Source organism: Plantactinospora sp. ZYX-F-223 (assembly GCF_039649625.1).
Lineage (GTDB): Bacteria > Actinomycetota > Actinomycetes > Mycobacteriales > Micromonosporaceae > Plantactinospora.
Genome location: NZ_JBDJAV010000010.1, coordinates 25442 through 45072, shown reverse-complemented (window position 1 = coordinate 45072; position 19631 = coordinate 25442). Strand labels below are relative to the sequence as shown.

The window sequence follows — 19631 nt, the reverse complement described above, 5'->3', positions numbered from 1 at the left end:
CCTGCCGCCGGGCAGCCTGTCCGACCAGCTCAGCGCCGACCGACCCGCGTCGGCGAGGATCGCAGCCGCGTCGGCGGTGATCGTCATCGACCGTCAACCAGAGCACCCGTCAACCACAGCAGCAGGGGACACATCGTGGAGAACCGACCCACCAACGACCTTCCGCTGGCCACCGACGCCGACCAGCTCGCCGGGCACCTGCCCGAACTGCCGGCCGGTTCGGCCCGGGTGGTGCCGCTCGGGTTGACCTTCGACGACGTGCTCCTGCAGCCCGGCGAGTCCGAGATCATCCCGAGCCGGGTGAACACCATCACCCGACTCAGCCGCAACGTCGAGCTCGCCATCCCGCTGGTCTCCAGCCCGATGGACACGGTGACCGAGGCCCGGATGGCGATCGCGATGGCCCGGCAGGGCGGCATCGGGGTGCTGCACCGCAACCTCTCGATCGAGGACCAGGCGCTCCAGGTCGATCTGGTGAAGCGCTCCGAGGCCGGCATGGTCACCAACCCGGTCACCTGCGGGCCGGACGACACCCTGCGGGACGTCGACGCGCTCTGCGGGCGCTACCGGATCTCCGGTGTGCCGGTGACCGACGCCCAGGGCACCCTGCTGGGCATCGTGACCAACCGCGACATGCGGTTCGTCACCGACGGGGGCACCCCGGTCCGCCAGATCATGACCCCGATGCCGCTGGTCACCGCGGAGGTCGGGGTCACCAAGGAGGAGGCGCTCGACCTGCTGCGCCGGCACAAGGTCGAGAAGTTGCCGATCGTCGACCCGGACGGGCGGCTGCGCGGCCTGATCACCGTCAAGGACTTCGCCAAGAGCGAGCAGTACCCGCTCGCCACCAAGGACGACGCCGGCCGGCTGCGGGTCGCCGCCGCGGTGGGCGTCGGCGAGGACGCGTACAAGCGGGCCCGGGCCCTGGTCGAGGCCGGGGTGGACGTGCTGATCGTGGACACCGCGCACGGGCACCAGCGGGCCGTGCTCGACATGGTCGGACGGCTCAAGAAGGACACCACCGTCGACGTGATCGGCGGCAACGTGGCGACCTACGCGGGGGCGAAGGCGCTGGTCGAGGCGGGTGCCGACGCGGTCAAGGTCGGGGTCGGCCCGGGCGCCATCTGCACCACCCGGATCGTCGCCGGGGTCGGCGTACCGCAGATCACCGCGATCATGGAGGCGGCCCGGGCCGCCCGTCCGGCCGGGGTGCCGGTGATCGCCGACGGCGGCATCCAGTACTCCGGCGACATCGCCAAGGCGCTGGTGGCCGGCGGCGACACCGTGATGCTCGGCAGCCTGCTCGCCGGCTCCGAGGAGAGCCCGGGCGAGCTGATGTTCATCAACGGCAAGCAGTTCAAGGCGTACCGGGGGATGGGGTCGCTGGGCGCGATGCAGTCGCGTGGGCAGGCCCGGTCGTACTCCAAGGACCGCTACTTCCAGGACGACGTGGCCAGCGAGGAGAAGCTGGTGCCGGAGGGCGTCGAGGGCCAGGTGCCCTACCGCGGCCCGCTGGCCCGGGTCGCCCACCAGCTCGTCGGCGGACTGCGGCTGGCGATGGGCTACGTCGGCGCGGAGACCATCCCCGAGCTGCACCGCCGGGGCCAGCTCATCCGGATCACCGCCGCCGGGTTGAAGGAGAGCCACCCGCACGACATCCAGATGACGGTCGAGGCACCGAACTACCACACCCGCTGACGGTCACCGCCTCCCCGCCACCACCCCCTTTCTACTCTGGAGTGACCCATGCGTGACGTGGTCGAGATCGGGCTGGGCAAGACCGCACAGCGCGGCTACCACCTGGACGACATCGCGATCGTGCCGAGCCGGCGTACCCGGGACGTGGACGACGTCTCGACCGCCTGGCAGCTCGACGCGTACCAGTTCGGGATCCCCTGCGTCGGGCACCCGTCGGACGCCACCATGAGCCCGGAGTCGGCGGTCACGCTGGGCCGGCTCGGCGGGCTCGGGGTGCTCAACGTCGAGGGGTTGTGGACCCGCTACGAGGACCCGGCCAAGGTCCTGGAGGAGCTGTCCCGGCTGGAGGAGGGCTCCGCGGCCACCCGCCGGCTCCAGGAGGTGTACGCCGAGCCGATCCGCCCCGAGCTGATCGCCGAGCGGGTCCGGCAGATGCGCGAGGGCGGCGGTACGGTCGCCGTCCGGGTCTCCCCGCAGCACACCCTGGCACTCGCCCCGGTGATCCTGGACGCCGGAGTGGACATCCTGGTCATCCAGGGCACCATCGTCTCGGCCGAGCACGTCTCCACCACCGACGAGCCGTTGAACCTCAAGGAGTTCATCGCCGACCTCGACCTGCCGGTCGTCGCCGGTGGCTGCACCGACTACAAGACGGCGCTGCACCTGATGCGGACCGGGGCGGCCGGGGTGATCGTCGGGCTCGGCGGCGACGAGTGGTCGACCACCGAATCGGTTCTCGGCATCCGGGTGCCGATGGCCACCGCGATCGCCGACGCGGCGGCGGCCCGCCGGGACTACCTCGACGAGACCGGCGGCCGGTACGTGCACCTGATCGCCGACGGCGACCTGCAGACCTCCGGCGACATCGCCAAGGCGCTCGGCTGCGGCGCCGACGCGGTGATGCTCGGCGAGCCGCTGTCGCTCTGCGCCGAGGCGCCGGCCGGCGGCGCCTGGTGGCACCCGGCGGCCAGCCACCCGAAGCTGCCGCGCGGCGCCTACGGGGTGGCCGACGAGCCGCTCGGCTCGATGGAGAAGCTGCTCTACGGGCCGTCGGACGACCCGGAGGGCCAGCTCAACCTGTTCGGCGGGCTGCGCCGGGCAATGGCCAAGTGCGGCTACCGGGACCTGAAGGAGTTCCAGAAGGTCGGGCTCGTCCTCGACCGGTAGCCGGCACCGTCAGCCGGAGGCGTGATGATCAGGGTGGGGCGGCCGGTGCTGGCCGGCGTACTGGTGGTGCTGCTGGTGGTGCTCTCGCCCGGCGGCTGCACCGGTGGCCGGGACGAGCAGGCCGGGGGGTTCCGGCCCGGGGCGCCCGGGGTGGGCGACCCGTACTTCCCGACCTACGGCAACGGCGGCTACGACGTCGCCAGCTACCGCCTCCAGGTCAGGTACGACCCGGCGACCGACGAGCTGACCGGTGACGCCACCATCGAGGCGACGGCCACCCAGGACCTGTCCCGGTTCAACCTCGACCTGGCCGGGCTGACCGTCTCGTCGGTACAGGTCGACGGCGTCGACGCCACGCACGCCCGGAGCGAGGACGAGCTGGTGGTCACCCCGGCCACCGGCCTCGGCAAGGGCCGGCGGTTCGGGGTACGGGTGCGCTACTCCGGCAAGCCGGCCCCGGTCACCACCCCGGACCTGGGCAGTGGCGGGATGCTGCACACCTCGGACGGTGCGGTCGCGCTCGGCCAGCCGGAGTCGGCGAGCACCTGGTTCCCGGTCAACGACCACCCGCTGGACAAGGCGACCTACCAGATCGAGGCGACCGTGCCGGAGGGGCTGGCGGCGCTGAGCAACGGGACCCCGGGCGGCAGCAGCACCGACGCCGGCTGGACCACCTGGCGCTGGGCGGAGCGGGCCCCGATGGCCAGTTACCTGGTCACGCTGGTGATCGGGAAATACCGGGTCAGCACCGGTACGCACGCCGGCAAGCCACTGGTCACCGCGATCGCGGCGAGCCTGCCGGCGGGCGGGCCGGCGGAGCGGTCGCTGGCCCGTACCGGTGAGATCGCCGACTTCCTGGCCACCCGGTTCGGCCCGTACCCGTTCGAGGCGTACGGCGGGATCGCGCTCGCCGACAGCCGGATCGGGTACGCCCTGGAGACCCAGTCCCGCCCGGTGTACGGCCCGGCGTTCTTCACCGAGGGACCGAACCTGGAGGTGGTGGCGCACGAGTTGGCCCACCAGTGGTTCGGGGACAGCGTCTCGATCCGGCGCTGGAGCGACCTCTGGCTCAACGAGGGCTTCGCCAGCTACGCCGAGTGGCTCTGGAGCGAGCACGACGGCGGGCCGAGCGCGCAGACCATGTTCGAGCGGGAGTACGCCATCACCGACTGGGCGGAGCCGGCACTGGATCCGGGTCGCTCGGGAATCTTCAGCCGGGCGGTCTACAAGCGCGGTGCGCTGGCCGTGCACGCGCTGCGGCGTACGGTCGGCGACGAGACGTTCTTCCGGATCCTGACGACCTGGACGGCGGAGAAGCGGGACGGCAACGCCAGCACCGCCGACCTGGTCGCGCACGCCGAGCGGGTCTCCGGGAAGCCGTTGCGCCCACTCTTCGACGCCTGGCTCTCCGGCACCACGGCGCCGCCCATGCCCTGAGCGGCCGACAGTGACTCGCTGTGGCTCGATCGCCGAGCCACAGCGAGTCGCCATAGCCGCGTGCGCTAGGCCGCGACGTAGCCGTTGAACACGTGGACCCCGTCGAAGGAACCGCTCGAGTTCGCCCGGTTCGTGTTGAAGTACAGCTTGCCGTCGCTGATTCCTACGCCTTCGATCTCGAACAGGGTCGAGTATGCCGAGGACGTGATACGGAAGGAGAGGTCGGTGGCCGCGGGCGCGGTCCCGGTCGTCGTCGGCGACACGTTCCGGTAGACGAGCACGATGCTGCGGTTGTCCTTGGTCAGCGGGTAGTAGAGAACCTTCTTGGGCGCGTCGTAGAAGAACCCCTGGTTGGTGAAGGTCCCCAGGTCCGGCACCACGGCACCGTTGACGAGGGCGCCCTCGACCTGCAGGTTGAACGCCTTCGTCAGGTTGATGGTCCCGGAGGAGGCGCGCAGCGGGAGACTGCCGTTGTAGATCGTCCTGCCACTCTTGAACATGAACGTGATCGTGGTGCTGGTGACCGAGACTCGATTGATCCCGGACGGCGTTGCCACGGCTCCGTCGAGTCGTAGCTGGTACGACCCGGCGTGGTAGTAGGTGGTGCCCTCGTAGCGGAGTCTCACGAGCTGCGCACCACTCGCGTTCATGGTGACGACGAACAGGTGGTGCTGCCCGTCGATGTCGACGATCGTCATGTCGTTCCCGTGCCCGAGCCAGGGGTTGGTCGACGTGTTGTTCGTGCCGTTCGTCATCAGCACTCGCGCACCGGTGGTCTTGTGGACACGGTAGATGACGGAGACGTCGTCGTAATTGGTGCGGTTCTTGATCGAGTAGAGGTAGGTGGATCCGGCGGCGAAACCCTGTGCTCCGGTGCAGCAGCTCGTGTTGGGCGTGCTGGCGATGTCGGTGTACGTGTTGTAATACGCAGCTTGAGCCGCGTTTCCAGACAGGACCAGGAAACTGAGAACCATCGCGACCAGAACCGTCAGCCGTCTAGCGAATCGCACACTGTCCTCCCCGAATTTTGACGACCTCGGGCCCGGTGCCTCGGAGGTCGCCGGGTGAGGCTATGGCGCGACGGTAGGGCGGTCAAGGCGACGACGAGACCGACGGACGTGCCCCGAAACGCTGTCCGTGCCGCCGCAGCGGGGCCAGCGAAGCGGTTGCGCCCGGGATGGTCAAGTCTTGATCACGAGCTTCGGGTTGGCCGCTAGATAGGCATCGGCGCGACCGGCCCGCAGCTCGGCGATGAACTTCCGGCCCACCGAGCTGAGCTGTTCGCCCCGGTAGCCGCTGCCCCGGCCCACCCCGCTGCCCGGCAGCGCCACCAGGGTCATCGTCGCGGGGCGGAGCCGGCTCAGCGCGTACCCGAAGTCGACGATGTCGGAGCCGCTGCCGCTGACGAAGGTCAGCGCGTCGCCGAGCGAGCCGACCACCTGACGTATCCGGTCAGGGTCCCGGGCCAGGTCCTGGCTGAGGATCTTCACCAGCATCGCCTTGATGAGCTGCTGCTGGTGCCGCTGCCGGGTGTACGCGCCACCGGCCGTGTAGCGCTGCCGGGCGTAGTCCAGCGCCTGCCAGCCGGTCAGCGTCCGGCGGCCCTTCTCGTAGACCATCTGCGGCCCGACGTAGCCGCCGCCGCGCAGCGCGCGATGGGTGCCGTCCGGTTCCCGGTGCTGCGAGACCACCCGCTGGTCGACGTAGAGCTGCACCCCGCCGAGGGCGTCGACCAGGTTGTCGAAGCCGCCGAAGGTGAGTACCGCACCCGCGTCGAACCGCTTGATCCCGGTGTAGGCGCTCACCGTCGCCGAGAGCAGTTGGAAGCCCTGCGCGGTACTCGGGCGCTTGTTCCGGCCGGGTACCCGGCTGCCGTAGCTCATCGCGTGGGTCAGCTTGGTGCGTTCGCCAGGGAAGTTCGCCTTGGGAAAGCGGGGGATGTCGACCACCAGGTCGCGGGGGAGCGCGAACAGGTAGGCCCGGTCGAGATCCTTCGTGACGTGCAGGATCAGCACCGCGTCGGCGTGCGGCTCCCAGTCCGGTTTGCTGACCCGGGTGTCGACGCCGACCAGCAGCAGGTTGAGCGGTCCCCTGATGTCGGCACCGGGCTCCGGGGTCGGACTCGGGGTGGGCGACGGTGCCGCGGTGGTCGGCGCCGGGGTGCTGGGCCGGGCCGCCGGAGCCGGTGCGGAGCCGCTGCCCCAGAAGCGGTTGGCCGCGTACGCCGTACCGGCCAGCAGCACCGCCACCGCGACGATCGCGGCGAGCCAGACGATCCGCCGCCGCTTCGGCCCGCCGCCGTCGCCAGGTGCCGGCCCGCCACCGTTTCCGGGTACGCCGCCAGCGTTTACCCCGTGATCTGCCACGCGTCCACTTCCCCTCGGCCGTGCGGTCTGCCAGGACCGGCCGTTACTTCAGACGCATCGTCGGCCTGCCGACGTTGCACCGCCGGAAGCGCGGCAGCAGGAATCTTGGCGCAGTTCCACCCTGGTGCGGTAGCTACCGCTCGGTAATGATGCTCAGATGGGGCAAACCACCGGCACCAATTCCACCGCCGGCACCGACTCGCCCGTCGATCCCACCCCCGGCTCCGCCCCAGACGTCGACGTCGTCGTCATCGGTTCCGGCTTCGGCGGGAGTGTGGCGGCGCTGCGCCTGGTGGAGAAGGGCTACTCGGTCCTCGTCGTGGAGGCGGGGCGCCGCTTCGCCGACCACGAGTTGCCGGAGACCTCCTGGCGGATCCGCCGGTTCCTCTGGGCACCCGCGCTGGGCTGCTACGGCATCCAACGGATCACCCTGCTCCGCTCCGCCGGCCGTCGCGCATCCGGGGCACGCAGCGGCGGCACGGCCCCGGCGAAGGTACTGGTGCTCGCCGGCGCCGGCGTCGGCGGCGGCTCCCTGGTCTACGCCAACACGCTCTACGAGCCGCTGCCCGCGTTCTACTCCGATCCACAGTGGCGGGACGTCACCGACTGGCGTGCCGAACTCGCCCCCCACTACGACCAGGCGAAACGGATGCTCGGCGTCACGACGTACCCGAAGGAGACCTCCGCGGACCGGGCGATGCGGGCGGTGGCCGACCGGATGGGGGTCGGGCACACCTTCCACGCCACCCCGGTCGGGGTCTACCTGGGCCGGCCGGGGGAGCGCGCCGCCGACCCCTACTTCGGCGGGGTCGGGCCGGAGCGGACCGGCTGCCTGCACTGCGGCGCCTGCATGACCGGCTGCCGGCACGGCGCCAAGAACAGCCTGGTCAAGAACTACCTCTGGCTGGCCGAGCGGCTCGGCGCCGAGGTCCGCCCGCTGACCACGGTGACCGCGGTCCGGCCGGCGCCGTCGGGCACCGGCTACGAGATCGAGACGGTACGCACCGGAGCCTGGCCGATCCGGCACCGCCAACGGATCCGGGCCGGCCAGGTGGTCTTCGCGGCCGGCGCGTTGCAGACCCAGCGCCTGCTGCACCGGATGCGCGCCACCGGAGCGCTGCCGCACCTCTCGCCCCGGCTCGGCGCGCTGACCCGGACCAACTCGGAGGCGATCCTCGGCGCCACCGTGCCGCTGCGGGCGGCCCGGCGTGACGGCGTCGACTTCACCGACGGCGTGGCGATCACCAGCTCCTTCCACCCCGACCCGGCGACCCACGTCGAGCCGGTCCGGTACGGCCACGGTGCCAACCTGATGGGACTGCTCCAGTCGGCCCTGGTCGACGGCGGCCCGCGCCGCATCCGGCGCTGGCTCGGCATCCTGGCCCGGCGACCGCAGACCTACCTGCCGCTGCTCTCGGTCCGGGACTGGTCCCGGCGCACCGTGATCGCACTGGTCATGCAGTCGCTCGACAACTCGCTGACCCTGCACTACCACCGCGGCCGGCTCGGCCGGCGACGGCTGGGCACCGCCGCCGGCCACGGTGCCGGCAACCCCACCTGGATCCCGGCCGGCAACCGGGCCGCCCGGCTGCTCGCCGAGCAGATCGGCGGCATCCCCGGCGGGTCGGTGACCGAGCCGTTCGACATGCCGGTCACCGCGCACCTGCTCGGCGGGGCGGTGATCGGGGCCACCGCCGCCGACGGGGTGGTCGACCCGTACCACCGGGTCTTCGGGCATCCGGGGCTGCACGTGGTGGACGGGGCGGCGGTCTCGGCCAACCTCGGGGTGAACCCGTCACTGACCATCGCGGCCCAGGCGGAGCGGGCGATCTCGTACTGGCCCAACCGGGGTGACCCGGACCCTCGGCCCGCGCTCGGCACGGCGTACATCCGGATCCCGCCGGTCCCGCCGCGCCACCCGGCGGTTCCGCCGGACGCCCCGGCCGCGCTCCGCTGGTGATCGTCTGGGTCGGCGTCCGTCGTGCGCGGGGTGGGGGTCGGGGCCGGATCACCCGCTCTGGGCGGTCAGGCTCGATCCCGACGCGGGCGATCCGGCCCCGACCCCGACCTGGTCGCTCTGGTCGGCAGGTCGCGCTGGTCGGCCGAGGGCGGCGGGTTTCCGGGTCGGGGCCGGCGCTGGGTAGGCTCCGTACACATGAACACGCCGCGCCCGGTCCTGGTGGTGGACTTCGGAGCCCAGTACGCCCAGCTCATCGCCCGCCGCGTCCGGGAGGCCCGGGTCTACTCGGAGATCGTCCCGCACTCGATGCCGGTGGCCGAGATGCTGGCCAGGGATCCGGCCGCGATCATCCTCTCCGGCGGCCCGGCCAGCGTCTACGCGCCCGGCGCTCCCCAGGTCGACCCGAAGCTCTTCGACACCGGCGTGCCGGTCTTCGGCATCTGCTACGGCTTCCAGGCGATGGCCCGGGCCCTCGGCGGCACGGTGGCGCACACCGGCGGCCGGGAGTACGGCGGCACCGCCCTGCGGGCCCGGCCCGACGCGACCGTCCTGCTGCGGGACCTTCCGGCCGAGTTGTCCGTCTGGATGAGCCACGGTGACTGTGTGACCGAGGCGCCGGCTGGGTTCACCGTGACCGCCGAGTCCCCCGGGGCACCGGTGGCGGCCTTCGAGGATCTCGCCGGTCGCCGGGTCGGTACCCAGTTCCACCCCGAGGTGGGGCACACCGAGCACGGGCAGCGGATGCTGGAGCGCTTCCTCTACGAGGTGGCGGGGATCGAACCGACCTGGACCCCGGAGAACATCATCGAGGACCAGATCGCCGAGATCCGCTCCCGGGTCGGCGACAAGGAGGTCATCTGCGCCCTCTCCGGCGGGGTCGACTCGGCGGTGGCCGCCGCGCTGGTGCACCGGGCCGTCGGCGACCAGCTCACCTGCGTCTTCGTCGACCACGGCCTGCTCCGGGCCGGCGAGGCGGAGCAGGTGGAGAAGGACTACGTCGCGGCCACCGGGATCACGCTCAAGGTGGTCGACGCGGCCGACCGGTTCCTCGGCGCGCTGGCCGGGGTGACCGACCCGGAGCAGAAGCGCAAGATCATCGGCCGGGAGTTCATCCGGGTCTTCGAGGCGGCGGCCCGGGAGGTGGCCGCCAGCGGCGACGTCGAGTTCCTGGTGCAGGGCACCCTCTATCCCGACGTGGTGGAGTCCGGGGGCGGCTCAGGCACCGCCAACATCAAGTCGCATCACAACGTCGGCGGTCTGCCGGAGGATCTGAAGTTCGCGCTGGTCGAGCCGCTGCGCACGCTCTTCAAGGACGAGGTACGCCAGCTCGGCCTGGCACTGGGGCTGCCCGAGGCGATGGTCTGGCGGCACCCGTTCCCCGGCCCGGGGCTGGCGATCCGGATCATCGGGGCGGTGGACCGGCAGCGGCTCGACCTGCTCCGGGCGGCGGATCTGATCGCCCGGGAGGAACTCACCGCCGCCGGCCTCGACCGGGACGTCTGGCAGTTCCCGGTGGTGCTGCTCGCCGACGTACGCAGCGTCGGGGTGCAGGGGGACGGACGCAGTTACGGGCACCCCGTGGTGCTCCGGCCGGTGTCGAGTTCCGACGCCATGACGGCGGACTGGTCCCGCCTGCCGTACGACGTCATCGCCCGGATCTCCACCCGGATCACCAACGAGGTCGCCGAGGTCAACCGGGTGGTGCTCGACGTGACGAGCAAGCCGCCGGGCACCATCGAGTGGGAGTGACCCCGGTTCACGCCGGATAGCGCGGGTCCGGCGGAGTGTCGCCGAACACCTCGGTCGGCCCGTCCACGCCGGTCGGTGCGGAGGGAGCGGCCGGGGCGGCGGGCGGCCCAGCCGGAGCGGCGGGGGTGGCGGTCGGCACGGTGGGCGTCCGGCCAGGCCAGTTCGGCGGCCAGACCGGGCCGGTGCCCGGCGGGTGCGGCCAGGCGGGTGCGTCGGCCGGCTCCTCCGGCATCAGGAACCAGAGCACCGGGTACGCCAGCAGGCCGAGCCCGCCGGTGAAGACCGCGATCGCGGCGAAGACCACCCGGACCAGGGTCGGGTCGACGTTGAAGTACCGGCCGAGTCCGCTGGCCACGCCGGCGATCATCCGGTCGGTGGTCGGCCGACGGAGCTGCTTGTACGGAGGCTGGGTGAGCGGTATCTGCGTCATGGTTCCACGGTCCGCCCGGACGGCCGCCGCGTCCTCGGTGACCGCCCGGATAGCGACCCTGACCCTCCCCTGACCGGTGCCCCGCCGTGCCGCTGGGCGAGTGAACTGTCAGGAATCCGACTCTTTTTGTGGCCCGGTCGGACGGTCAAGGGAGAATTTGGTCCTGTGACCCCCGCGCTGGAACCGATCCGCAAGATCGCCGCGTACGCGATTTGCACCGATTCAACCGACCGTGTGCTCCTGGTCCGGGCCTCCTCCCGGTCCGGAACGCCCGGTGTCTGGTCGCTGCCCGGCGGTGCCGTCGACCACGGCGAGGACCCGAACCACACGGTGGTACGCGAGACCGCCGCCGAGACCGGCCTCTCCGTCTCCGTTGTCGGCCTACGGGACGTCCTGGCCGACATGCGATCGCTGCCGCACCGTGGCGTCACGATCCACACCGACCGCCTGCTCTACCAGGTCTCCGTGCGCGGTGGCACGCTCTGCGACCGGGTCGGCCAGCCGACCGACCTGGCCCGCTGGCACACCCTGGAAGAGGCGGAGAAGCTGCTGCTGCGGCCGTTCACCGCGCGTGCCCTCGGCCTGCCCAGCGGGCCGATCGACCTGCGGCCGGAGGAGGCGCCGGAGTTTCCGTCCTTCCACGCCGTACCCGGGCCGGACGGGCTGCACCGGGCCCAGCGCTTCGCGGCGTACGCGGTGGCCACCGATCCGGACGGCCGGGTGCTGTTGACCCGGGTCGCCGACGGCTATCCCGGGGCGGGCTGCTGGCACCTGCCCGGCGGCGGCACCGACTACGGCGAGCAGCCGGGTGCGGCACTGATCCGGGAACTGGTCGAGGAGACCGGGCAGTGCGGCCGGCTGGTCGAGCTGATCGGGGTGGCGAGCCACCGGGACGCCGCCTCGCTCGGCCCCGAGGGCTATCCGATCGACTGGCACGGGGTACGCGCCTTCTACCGGGTGGTCGTCGACTCGCCCGCCCCGCCAACCGTCGGTGACGTCGGCGGCTCCACCTCGGAGGCCCGCTGGTTCGGCCGGGACGAGTTGGAGGCGCTGCCGGTGGACCGGCTGACCGAGGTAACCGCCGAGGCTGTCCAGGCGGCCCGGCTGGGCTGACCGCCGCCCGATTCCCGACCCGCCTGCGGCCGCCCGATTCCCGACCTGCCCGTGCGCCGGCCGCTGTCCCGACCGGCACTCGATTCCCGACCCGCCCGGGCCGGCGGCGTTCCCGACCGGCATGATCGGTGCGGCGCGGGCGAAGGGGGACGGCGGTGCGACGGCGACGGCGGATCGGGGCGTACGGGCTGTGTCGGGACGGCGAGCGGGTGCTGCTCGCCCGGGGGTCCGCGACCTCACGCTTCCCCGGCGTCTGGCAACTGCCCGGCGGCGGCGTCGCGCACGGGGAGCATCCGAGGGCGGCGGTGCACCGCGAGTTCGTCGAGGAGACCGGGCTGACCGTCGCGGTGACCGGGCTGCGGGTGGTGCTCGCCGACGTGATCCGGCTGGCCGGCGTCGACGGGCCGGTGGCCGAGCACACCGACCGGATCGTCTACGACGTCGTACCGGCCGGTGGCACGCTGCGTGCCGAGGTGGGCGGCGGCACCGACCAGGTCGCCTGGGTCGCCCCGGACGACCTGGCCGGGCTGGTCCTGATGCCGTTCACCGCCGAGCTGCTCGGCCGCCCGGCCGACCCGCTGCCCGAGGGCGCCGGACCCGCGCCGGACGCCGTCGTGCGCCCGGCATCGGTCGACCGGTTTCAGCGTTTCGCGGCGTACGGGCTGGCCACCGATCCCGCTGGCCGGATCCTGTTGACCCGGATCGCGACCGGGTTCCCCGGCGCCGGCCGGTGGCACCTGCCCGGCGGCGGTACCGACCACGGCGAGCAGCCGGTCAGCGCGCTGCTGCGGGAGCTGGTCGAGGAGACCGGACAGCTTGGCCGGGTGACCGGGCTGCTGCACGTGTCGCACCGGCACAACATCGCCGAGTTCGGCCCGGAGGGCCGGCCGCTGGACTGGCACGGAGTCCGGGTGATCTACCGCGTCGAGGTCGAGGCGCCCACCGAGGCACGGGTGACCGAGGCGGCGGGCGGCTCGACCGAGACCGCCGGCTGGTTCTCCCGGGCCGAGGTGGCGGAGCTGCCGCGTACCGAGGTGGTGGACGCGGCGTTGTCCCTGATGTAGGGCGGGCTGCCGGCGCAGGGCCGTCGATCGGTTGGTCGGCCGGGCCGGGCAGGCGAGAATCTCTGCCGAAACGATGGTTGTGACTGGTTCGGCTAGAGTTGCAGGCGGGCCGACAGCGTGCCGCACCGGGGGATAGCGTCCCGGATGGCGAGGTCTGAGTGCCTCGGGTGGTTTGGGGGAAATATCCCTCAGGCAACTATCGCCAATCCATGCCGTCTGTGCGATGGTGTAGGCCGCAATTGGTTGCCGGCCAAGGAGTCCCGGCGCCCGATGGCGCTAGGGCGGGTGCCGCCACGGTGGCGGACAAGTTGATCCGGTGATGGAGGAAACGTGCCGAGAGCCCCATGGCGTCGGCGTCGTACGTCGGACAGCCCGCGCCCGGCAGGGCGTCGCTGGGCGGGGCGGCTGCGCCGCAGCGGCGCGTTCGCCCGGCAGGTGTTGCTGGTCCGGGTGGGACGCCGGGATCAGGACCTGGACGACGCCAGTTCCAGCGCCCTCGTGCTCCCCGACCACCTCTACACCGAGGACTCCACCCCGCTCGACCCGTACGGCGTCGGCCGGCTGACCGCCGCCGAGATCGAGGCGGCCGTCCCGGTGAGTCCGGCCGTCGGCCCGGCCGGCCCGGTCGACGCGCCCGGGTCGGCGATGGCGATCCCGCTGCTGCCCGGCGAGCGGACCGTGGCACGCCGGGTCAAGTTCGCCGTGGTCAACGCCTGCACCGTGGCCAGCCTGACCCTCGGGCTGCTCGCCATCTTCCAGGCGATGCAGGGCGACGTGCGGGTCGCGGCGTACTGCCTGATCGCCTGTGTGGCGTTCGACGGCCTCGACGGGGCGCTGGCCCGCAAGATGGGCGTGGCCAGCCCGTTCGGCGCCCAGATGGACTCGCTGGCCGACATGTGCTCGTTCGGCCTGGCCGCCCCGGTGGTGGTCTACGCCTCGCTGGTGGGCTCGGTCTCGACCGCCGCCGCCGGAGTGGCCTGCGCCCTCGTGGCGGCCTGCGCGGCGATCCGGCTCGCCCGGTTCAACGTCTCGCCAAAGGACGGGCGGTTCTTCTGCGGGGTGCCGACCACGATGGCGGCGGCGGTGCTCGCCCTGGCGGTGCTGATCGGGCTGCCGGTCTCCGGCGAGGTGCAGGTGGCCGGCGTGGGGCTGCTCGCCTTCGCCATGGTCTCCAGCTTCCCGTACGCCAAGCTGGCCCGCCTGATCAAGCTGCCGCCGTGGCTGTGGCTGGCCCCGGTGATCGGCGCTCTGATCGACATCCGGCTCACCTTCGCGATCCTGGTGGTCGGCTACCTGGTCAGCGGGCCGCTGCTCTGGTGGCGCCAGCGTCGCACCGCCTGACCCGTAGCGGCCCGGCCGATCCACCCGGCCGCCGGGAGGTTCGGGCGGCGGCGGAACGCGGAAGTCCTCGGAATACGAACGTGCCGCAGCGTCACGACGGTGACCCTGCGGCACGGCCGTCTTCGGTGACACCGGACTTCGTTCGACGCCTGGCCCGGCCGGGTAGGCCGGGCCCACACTTCTGGTCAGCGCCAGCGGGCGATCACGGAGGATCCGCCGATGACCCGTTCGCCCGGGCCGACCACCGGTTCGGCCGCGTCGGCCGGCAGGTAGACGTCGGTGCGCGATCCGAACCGGATCAGGCCGAACCGTTCGCCCCGGGCCAGCAGCGCGCCGATCGGCGCCCGCTGCACGATCCGCCGGGCGATCAGGCCGGTCCGCTGGGCCACCACCACCGTGCCGTGGTCGGTGTCGAGCACCGTGTACGCGGCGACGTTGTGCTCCGCGTCCGGTTTCATCGCGGCCGCGAAGCCTCCGTCCGCGACGAAGTAGTCGACCACCTTGCCGGCCACCGGCGAGCGGTTGACGTGCACGTCCAGCACGGAGAGGAAGACCGCGACCCGGAGGAACTCGCCGTCGCCGAAGCGCTCGTCCCGGAGCCGCTGCACGGAGAGCACCTGACCGTCGGCGGCGGCGACCACGGCGGACTCGTCGTCCGGGATGTCCCGCTCCGGGTCCCGGAAGAACGCCGCCACCGGGCCGGCGGCCAGCGCGGGCACCAGCCAGAGCCGGGACTTCGGCCGGGTGACCCGGGTGAGCGCGGCGAACCCCAGCGCGATACCGGCCGCCGCGACCCCGTTGGAGTCGATGTGCATCCGGCGGGTCAGCGGAATGCTCGACGTCCGGTAGGCGGGCGCCAGCCGGGCCGCCACCGAGACCTCGGCCGGGGTGAACCGGAGCCGGTGCGCGCGGACCGGAGGCTGGTTGACCAGCACGAGGTCGGTGCCGACGCCGAACAACGCGCTCTGCCGTTCGAGTTCGCCGACCGCGCCCGGGGCCCGGCCGGGCAGCGCGGGCACCAGCACGCTGAGCACGCCGCCGTCGGTCAGGTACTTGGCCAGCCCGTCCAGCGCGGTCCGGGTCTCCTCGGCGCTGCCGGCCAGCGGTTCGGCGGCGATCACCACGTCCGCCGCGTCCGCCTCGGCCAGCGAGTCGGCGACCCGTACCCGTTGGGCGGTCCACTGCCCGAGGGCCGTGACGTGGTCCCGGAGCTGATCGGCGGCGACCGCGTCCGTCGGCACCACGGTGAGTACGTCGCCGGGGAGCAGTGCGTCGACCGCTGCGGCCAGTACGGACGAGTCGGTGGTGGCCCCGACCAGCAGGGTGGTCTTCGGACCGTGGTGCCGGGACATCTCGGTGGTGAGGACGCGGGCGGCGCGCTCGCCGACGCGGACCGGACGGCCTGGGCCGGTGGCGCGTACGGCGGGGGACTGGGTCATCTCGGGCGGGCTCCTCGCGAGGTCAGGACGGGCGGCTGCCGATAGCGGCGCAGGCTACGCGGTGGGGCGGTTTCCGGCCGCTGGTACGCCGACCGGCCGGCAGAGGCGCAAACCTCCGCCGGCCAGTTTAGGCACGGCCTGACCGAGTCGCACCGATCGCGCGGGTCGCTCGTGGCGTCACGCGGGTCGCTCGTCGCGCCGGTCCGCCGCGATGTCATCCCCGGATGGGTGCCCGGCCGGCCGGTCCGGCTCCGTTCCGCCCGCGCCGTCCGTCGCCGGTTCGTCCGCAGCGACCGGTCCCGCCTCGCCAGTCCCGGCCGATCGGGCCTCGTCAGCCCCGGTGCCGGCCGGGTCCCGGTCGAACTGCTCGGTCGGCGCGTCCCGGTCGAACCGCTCGGTCGCGTCCGGGTCGAACTGCTCCGTCGGCGCGTCCTGGTGGAACTGCTCGGTCGGGTGCAGGTACGACGGCCCGGGTGGGTCCCGGTCGAAGAGTGTGCCGAGGGGGGCGTCGACCGGCCCGGTGCCGTCGGTGCCGGTCGGTGCGGCCGGGGATCCCGGAGCAGGCGCGGCCGGTACCGCCGCCGGCCGCCGCCCGGACCGGTTGGCCCGGAGCGCGCCGATCAGGCCCAGCGTGCCGACTCCGATCAGGCCGACGGCCACCAGCCAGCCGATGGCCGGCAGTGTGAGGTTCATGAGCTGCGCGAACAGCCACCAGGCGGCGACGCCGAGGAAGATCAGGGCGAACGTCAGCGACACCCCGTCGGTACGGTGCGCCTTCATCGAGTTACCTCCGCGGTGGCGGCATTGACCGACAGGTCGAGCAGCAGCTTTCCGCCACCGGGGCCGTCCTCGCCGAGGTCGGTCACCTGCCGTTGGCTGCCGTCGAAGTTGTTGTACCTGCGGTCCAGGACCAGGGCGTCGCCCGCGTTCACATCGAGTCGTACGGTCACGTCGACGGTGGGCGGCAGGATCACCTTCACCTCGCCGAGGTCGACGTCCACGCTCACCCGGGCGTCCCGGTCGGTGAAGTCGATCCGGGTCAGGTCGAGCGTGGCGTTGCCCAGCCGGGTCTCGTAGCGGTCGGCCATCACCTCGTAGCTGGCCGGTACCCAGAGCACGTCCTCCTCGCCGCGCAGCCGGGTGTAGGACTCGGCGACCGTGGAGATGCCCAGGGCACAGGCCGCGACCAGCCCGAGGGCGATCAGCCAGCGGGCCCGGCCGAACCAGGCCCCGACCAGCAGCCCGAGGGCGATGGTCACCAGGACGGCGGCGAAGTAGGTGGACGGCATGACCCGGATCGCGTTGGTCAGGTCGAGGATCGCGACCAGGCCGATCGCCACGAAGATCATTGAGAAGGTGGCGGTACCCAGCGGGGACCGCTCACGCGGCCGCTTCGGTTGCTTCGGCTTCTTCGGCGGTGGCGGCGGAGCCGGCCGGGCGGCGTACGGGCCGTGCGGCGCGAACGGTGCCCGGTAGCCCCCGGGCACGGGCGGTACGGGCGGTACGCCCGGATGCGGTCCGGTCGGTACGGCCACCGGAGGCGGGCTCGCCGGCCAGGCGGGGGCCGGCGGGGCCGGGGCGGCCAGCGCGGGCCCACCGGAGTAGCCCGGTGCGGCGGCCGGCTGCGGCGGGTACCAGCCCGGATATCCGGGCGCGGCCGGCGGAGGCACCGGCTGGCCGGGTCCCGGGTGCGGGTAGCCCGTCGGCGGCGGAGGCCCGGCACCCGGTTGCCAGTACGGACCGGTCCGGTTCCGGTCCCGGTTGAGCAGCAGCGCGCCGCCGATCAGGACGGCCGCGCCGAGCAGGACGGCCCGGTAGGTGTCGGTCACGATGAAGCCGAACATCACCGCGGCGACGATGCCGAGCACCAGTACGGTGACCGGGGACATGCTCGACCGGCCCCGGCCCAGCATCGACTCCACCGGCGAGGCGGTGTCGCCCTCGGACGGGATGATCAGCCAGGCGGCGAGGTATACCAGCAGGCCGATCCCGCCGAAGAAGCCGAGTACGGCGAGGAGGACCCGCCAGAGGATCGGGTCGCTGTTCGTGGCCCGGCCGATCGCGGCGCAGACCCCGGCCAGGTAGCGCCCCTCGCTCGGCCGGACCAGTCCGTACCGGTAGGTGAAGCCGAACTCCGGCGGGGGCCCGCCGGCTCCGGGCGGCGGTGGTCCGCCGGCTCCGGGTGGCGGTGGCGGTCCGCCGGGGCCGGGCGGTGGTCCGGGTGGCGGGGTCGCGCCGGGCGGCGGCGGCCAGCCCGTACCCGGTGGCGGTGCGTCCGGTGGCCCGGCCCGCTCGGGGCCGGCGGGGGCGGGGCCCGGTGTGCCGGGTGCCTCCGGGGTGGGGCCGGCGCTGTCCGCTCGGTCGGGGCCGCCCGCCGGACCGGGCGTTCCACGGGCGGCGGCAGCTTCGTCGGTCATGGTCCGATCCTCCGCCGACGCAGGTCCGCCGGCCTCAGGCGACAACCCTGAGCCCACCCTGAGATATCCCGCGCGGGAAGTCCGGGGAGTCCCGATGGCCGCTGAGCCCGCGGACGTGTGACGATCGGAGCGTCGGCGGAACGGGACGTGACGCGGCAGGTCCGGCCGCACGTCACCCCCGCCGCCCGAGACGACGAGGAGTGCGAAGATCCGCGCCACGACCGAGCCACCCCGCCTGTACCGCGCCCGCGACCACCGGTTGGTCGCCGGCGTGGCTGCCGGGATCGCCCTGCACCTGGGCATCCGGGCGGTGTGGGTACGCGTGGCGTTCCTCCTGCTGCTCGGGTTCAGCGGGCTGGGCCTGCTGCTCTACGCGGCGTTTTGGGCGGTGGTGCCGCCGTTGCCCGGTGGTGCCCCGCCCCGGCGCAACGTCTTCCAGTTACTGCCGTTCGTGGCCATCGGGCTCGCCGTGATCCTGATCGAGACGCTGGCCTTCAAGTCCGGCGGGGTGGCCGGGACCGCCGGCTGGCTGGTGTCGATCATCGCGGTCGGCGCCGGGGTGATCTGGCACCAGTCCGCGCCGGAGCGTCGGTGGCAGTGGGACCGGTCGCTGCCGGTGCCGTGGCTCGGGGCGGTGGTGGCGGAGAGCGACCGGCGGGCCTTCGTGCTGCGGTTCATCGGCGGTGGAGTGCTGGTCGCGGTGGGCCTGATCGGGGTGGTGGCGGTCTACCGCCCGCAGGGCAACTTCGACGCGGTGGTCAACGGGGTGATCTTCGCCCTGGTCGCACTCGCCGGGGTCGGCGTGGTGGCCGCGCCGGTGCTCTGGCGGACCTACAACCAGTTGCGGGCCGAGCGGGAGGGGCGGATCCGGGAGCAGGAGCGGGCCGAGCTGGCCGCGATGATCCACGACCAGGTGCTGCACACCCTCGCCCTGATCCAGCGCAACGCGGCCGACGTCAAGACGGTGCAGCGGCTCGCCCGGGGGCAGGAGCGCTCGTTGCGGAGCTGGCTCTACAAGCCGACCGGATCGCCGACCGAGCGGTTCGCCGCGGCGCTGGAGCAGGCCGCCGCCGAGGTGGAGGACACCTTCGCGATCACCGTGGAGGCGGTGGTGGTCGGCGACCGGGAGACCGACGAGCGGGTCGGCGCGCTGGTGGCCGCGGCCCGGGAGGCGCTGGTCAACGCGGCCCGGCACGCCAAGGTGCAGACCGTCTCGCTCTATGCCGAGGTCGAGCCGGAGCAGGTGAGCGTCTTCGTCCGCGATCGCGGGGCGGGATTCGACCCGACTACCGTTGAGGACCACCGGCACGGCGTACGCGGCTCGATCATCGGGCGGATGAAGCGGCACGGCGGGCGGGCGGAAATCCGCAGTACGCCAGGGGACGGCACCGAGGTACGACTCTTCCTGCCGATTCCGCGGGAGGGCGCAGCACCAGGGAAGGACAGGTAA

Annotated in this window: 14 protein-coding genes and 1 pseudogene; 9 read left to right on the top strand and 6 right to left on the bottom strand. The window is 72.9% G+C overall.

Going from position 1 to position 19631, the window contains the following annotated elements:
* The first annotated feature begins 207 nt into the window (after positions 1-207).
* From guaB to AAH979_RS12385, 3 genes are read left to right on the top strand one after another with little or no spacing between them, the layout of a single operon-like run.
* Entirely contained in the window at positions 208-1698 is a 1491-nt protein-coding gene (gene guaB, locus AAH979_RS12395; RefSeq protein WP_346258356.1) for an IMP dehydrogenase, read from the top strand.
* A 48-nt stretch (positions 1699-1746) separates the two neighbouring features.
* On the top strand, positions 1747-2865 hold the full coding sequence (locus AAH979_RS12390; RefSeq protein ID WP_346258233.1) for a GuaB3 family IMP dehydrogenase-related protein: 1119 nt from the start codon (positions 1747-1749) through the stop codon (positions 2863-2865).
* A 24-nt stretch (positions 2866-2889) separates the two neighbouring features.
* Complete coding sequence (locus AAH979_RS12385; protein ID WP_346258232.1) at positions 2890-4302, top strand: M1 family metallopeptidase; 1413 nt, start codon at positions 2890-2892, stop codon at positions 4300-4302.
* A gap of 65 nt (positions 4303-4367) precedes the next feature.
* Here the strand turns inward: AAH979_RS12385 and AAH979_RS12380 are convergent, their stop codons facing one another.
* Together AAH979_RS12380 and AAH979_RS12375 are read right to left on the bottom strand one after the other, a co-directional pair.
* On the bottom strand, positions 4368-5312 hold the full coding sequence (locus tag AAH979_RS12380; protein ID WP_346258231.1) for a hypothetical protein: 945 nt from the start codon (positions 5310-5312) through the stop codon (positions 4368-4370).
* 171 nt (positions 5313-5483) lie between these two features.
* On the bottom strand, positions 5484-6668 hold the full coding sequence (locus AAH979_RS12375; RefSeq protein ID WP_346258230.1) for an LCP family protein: 1185 nt from the start codon (positions 6666-6668) through the stop codon (positions 5484-5486).
* 157 nt (positions 6669-6825) lie between these two features.
* Here AAH979_RS12375 and AAH979_RS12370 point away from each other — a divergent pair, with 157 nt between their 5' ends.
* Entirely contained in the window at positions 6826-8628 is a 1803-nt protein-coding gene (locus AAH979_RS12370; protein ID WP_346258229.1) for a GMC family oxidoreductase, read from the top strand.
* A 195-nt stretch (positions 8629-8823) separates the two neighbouring features.
* Positions 8824-10377, top strand: coding sequence for a glutamine-hydrolyzing GMP synthase (gene guaA / locus AAH979_RS12365; RefSeq protein ID WP_346258228.1), 1554 nt, complete (start codon positions 8824-8826; stop codon positions 10375-10377).
* 7 nt (positions 10378-10384) lie between these two features.
* Here guaA and AAH979_RS12360 read toward each other — a convergent pair whose 3' ends face one another.
* Entirely contained in the window at positions 10385-10807 is a 423-nt protein-coding gene (locus AAH979_RS12360) for a PspC domain-containing protein (protein ID WP_346258227.1), read from the bottom strand.
* A 165-nt stretch (positions 10808-10972) separates the two neighbouring features.
* On the opposite strand from AAH979_RS12360, the gene AAH979_RS12355 reads away from it, so the two are divergent.
* The 3 genes from AAH979_RS12355 (at position 10973) to AAH979_RS12345 (ending at position 14325) form a co-directional block, all read left to right on the top strand.
* Complete coding sequence (locus tag AAH979_RS12355) at positions 10973-11920, top strand: NUDIX domain-containing protein (protein ID WP_346258226.1); 948 nt, start codon at positions 10973-10975, stop codon at positions 11918-11920.
* A 155-nt stretch (positions 11921-12075) separates the two neighbouring features.
* Positions 12076-12984, top strand: coding sequence for an NUDIX domain-containing protein (locus AAH979_RS12350; RefSeq protein ID WP_346258225.1), 909 nt, complete (start codon positions 12076-12078; stop codon positions 12982-12984).
* Between the two features lie 405 nt (positions 12985-13389).
* Positions 13390-14325, top strand: a complete 936-nt coding sequence (locus AAH979_RS12345; protein ID WP_346258355.1) for a CDP-alcohol phosphatidyltransferase family protein — start codon at positions 13390-13392, stop codon at positions 14323-14325.
* Between the two features lie 185 nt (positions 14326-14510).
* On the opposite strand, the gene AAH979_RS12340 is transcribed toward AAH979_RS12345, so the two are convergent.
* The 3 genes and pseudogenes from AAH979_RS12340 to AAH979_RS12330 form a co-directional block, all read right to left on the bottom strand.
* Entirely contained in the window at positions 14511-15764 is a 1254-nt protein-coding gene (locus AAH979_RS12340) for a phosphatidylserine decarboxylase (RefSeq protein WP_346258224.1), read from the bottom strand.
* Positions 15765-16358: 594 nt separating this feature from the next.
* A pseudogene (locus tag AAH979_RS12335) lies at positions 16359-16544 on the bottom strand (hypothetical protein); the annotation flags it as partial.
* Complete coding sequence (locus tag AAH979_RS12330; RefSeq protein ID WP_346258223.1) at positions 16541-18181, bottom strand: PspC domain-containing protein; 1641 nt, start codon at positions 18179-18181, stop codon at positions 16541-16543. The gene AAH979_RS12330 and the pseudogene AAH979_RS12335, both read right to left, overlap by 4 nt.
* 208 nt (positions 18182-18389) lie before the next feature.
* Between AAH979_RS12330 and AAH979_RS12325 the strand changes: the two genes are divergently transcribed.
* Positions 18390-19631, top strand: coding sequence for a PspC domain-containing protein (locus tag AAH979_RS12325; protein WP_346258354.1), 1242 nt, complete (start codon positions 18390-18392; stop codon positions 19629-19631).

Excerpts from the sequence above, each read along its gene's own strand:
- AAH979_RS12360 (WP_346258227.1), bottom strand. The coding sequence starts at position 10,807 with ATGACGCAGATACCGCTCACCCAGCCTCCGTACAAGCAGCTCCGTCGG.
- AAH979_RS12370 (WP_346258229.1), top strand. The coding sequence starts at position 6,826 with ATGGGGCAAACCACCGGCACCAATTCCACCGCCGGCACCGACTCGCCC.
- AAH979_RS12330 (WP_346258223.1), bottom strand. The coding sequence starts at position 18,181 with ATGACCGACGAAGCTGCCGCCGCCCGTGGAACGCCCGGTCCGGCGGGC.
- AAH979_RS12390 (WP_346258233.1), top strand. The coding sequence starts at position 1,747 with ATGCGTGACGTGGTCGAGATCGGGCTGGGCAAGACCGCACAGCGCGGC.
- guaA (WP_346258228.1), top strand. The coding sequence starts at position 8,824 with ATGAACACGCCGCGCCCGGTCCTGGTGGTGGACTTCGGAGCCCAGTAC.
- AAH979_RS12340 (WP_346258224.1), bottom strand. The coding sequence starts at position 15,764 with ATGACCCAGTCCCCCGCCGTACGCGCCACCGGCCCAGGCCGTCCGGTC.
- AAH979_RS12385 (WP_346258232.1), top strand. The coding sequence starts at position 2,890 with ATGATCAGGGTGGGGCGGCCGGTGCTGGCCGGCGTACTGGTGGTGCTG.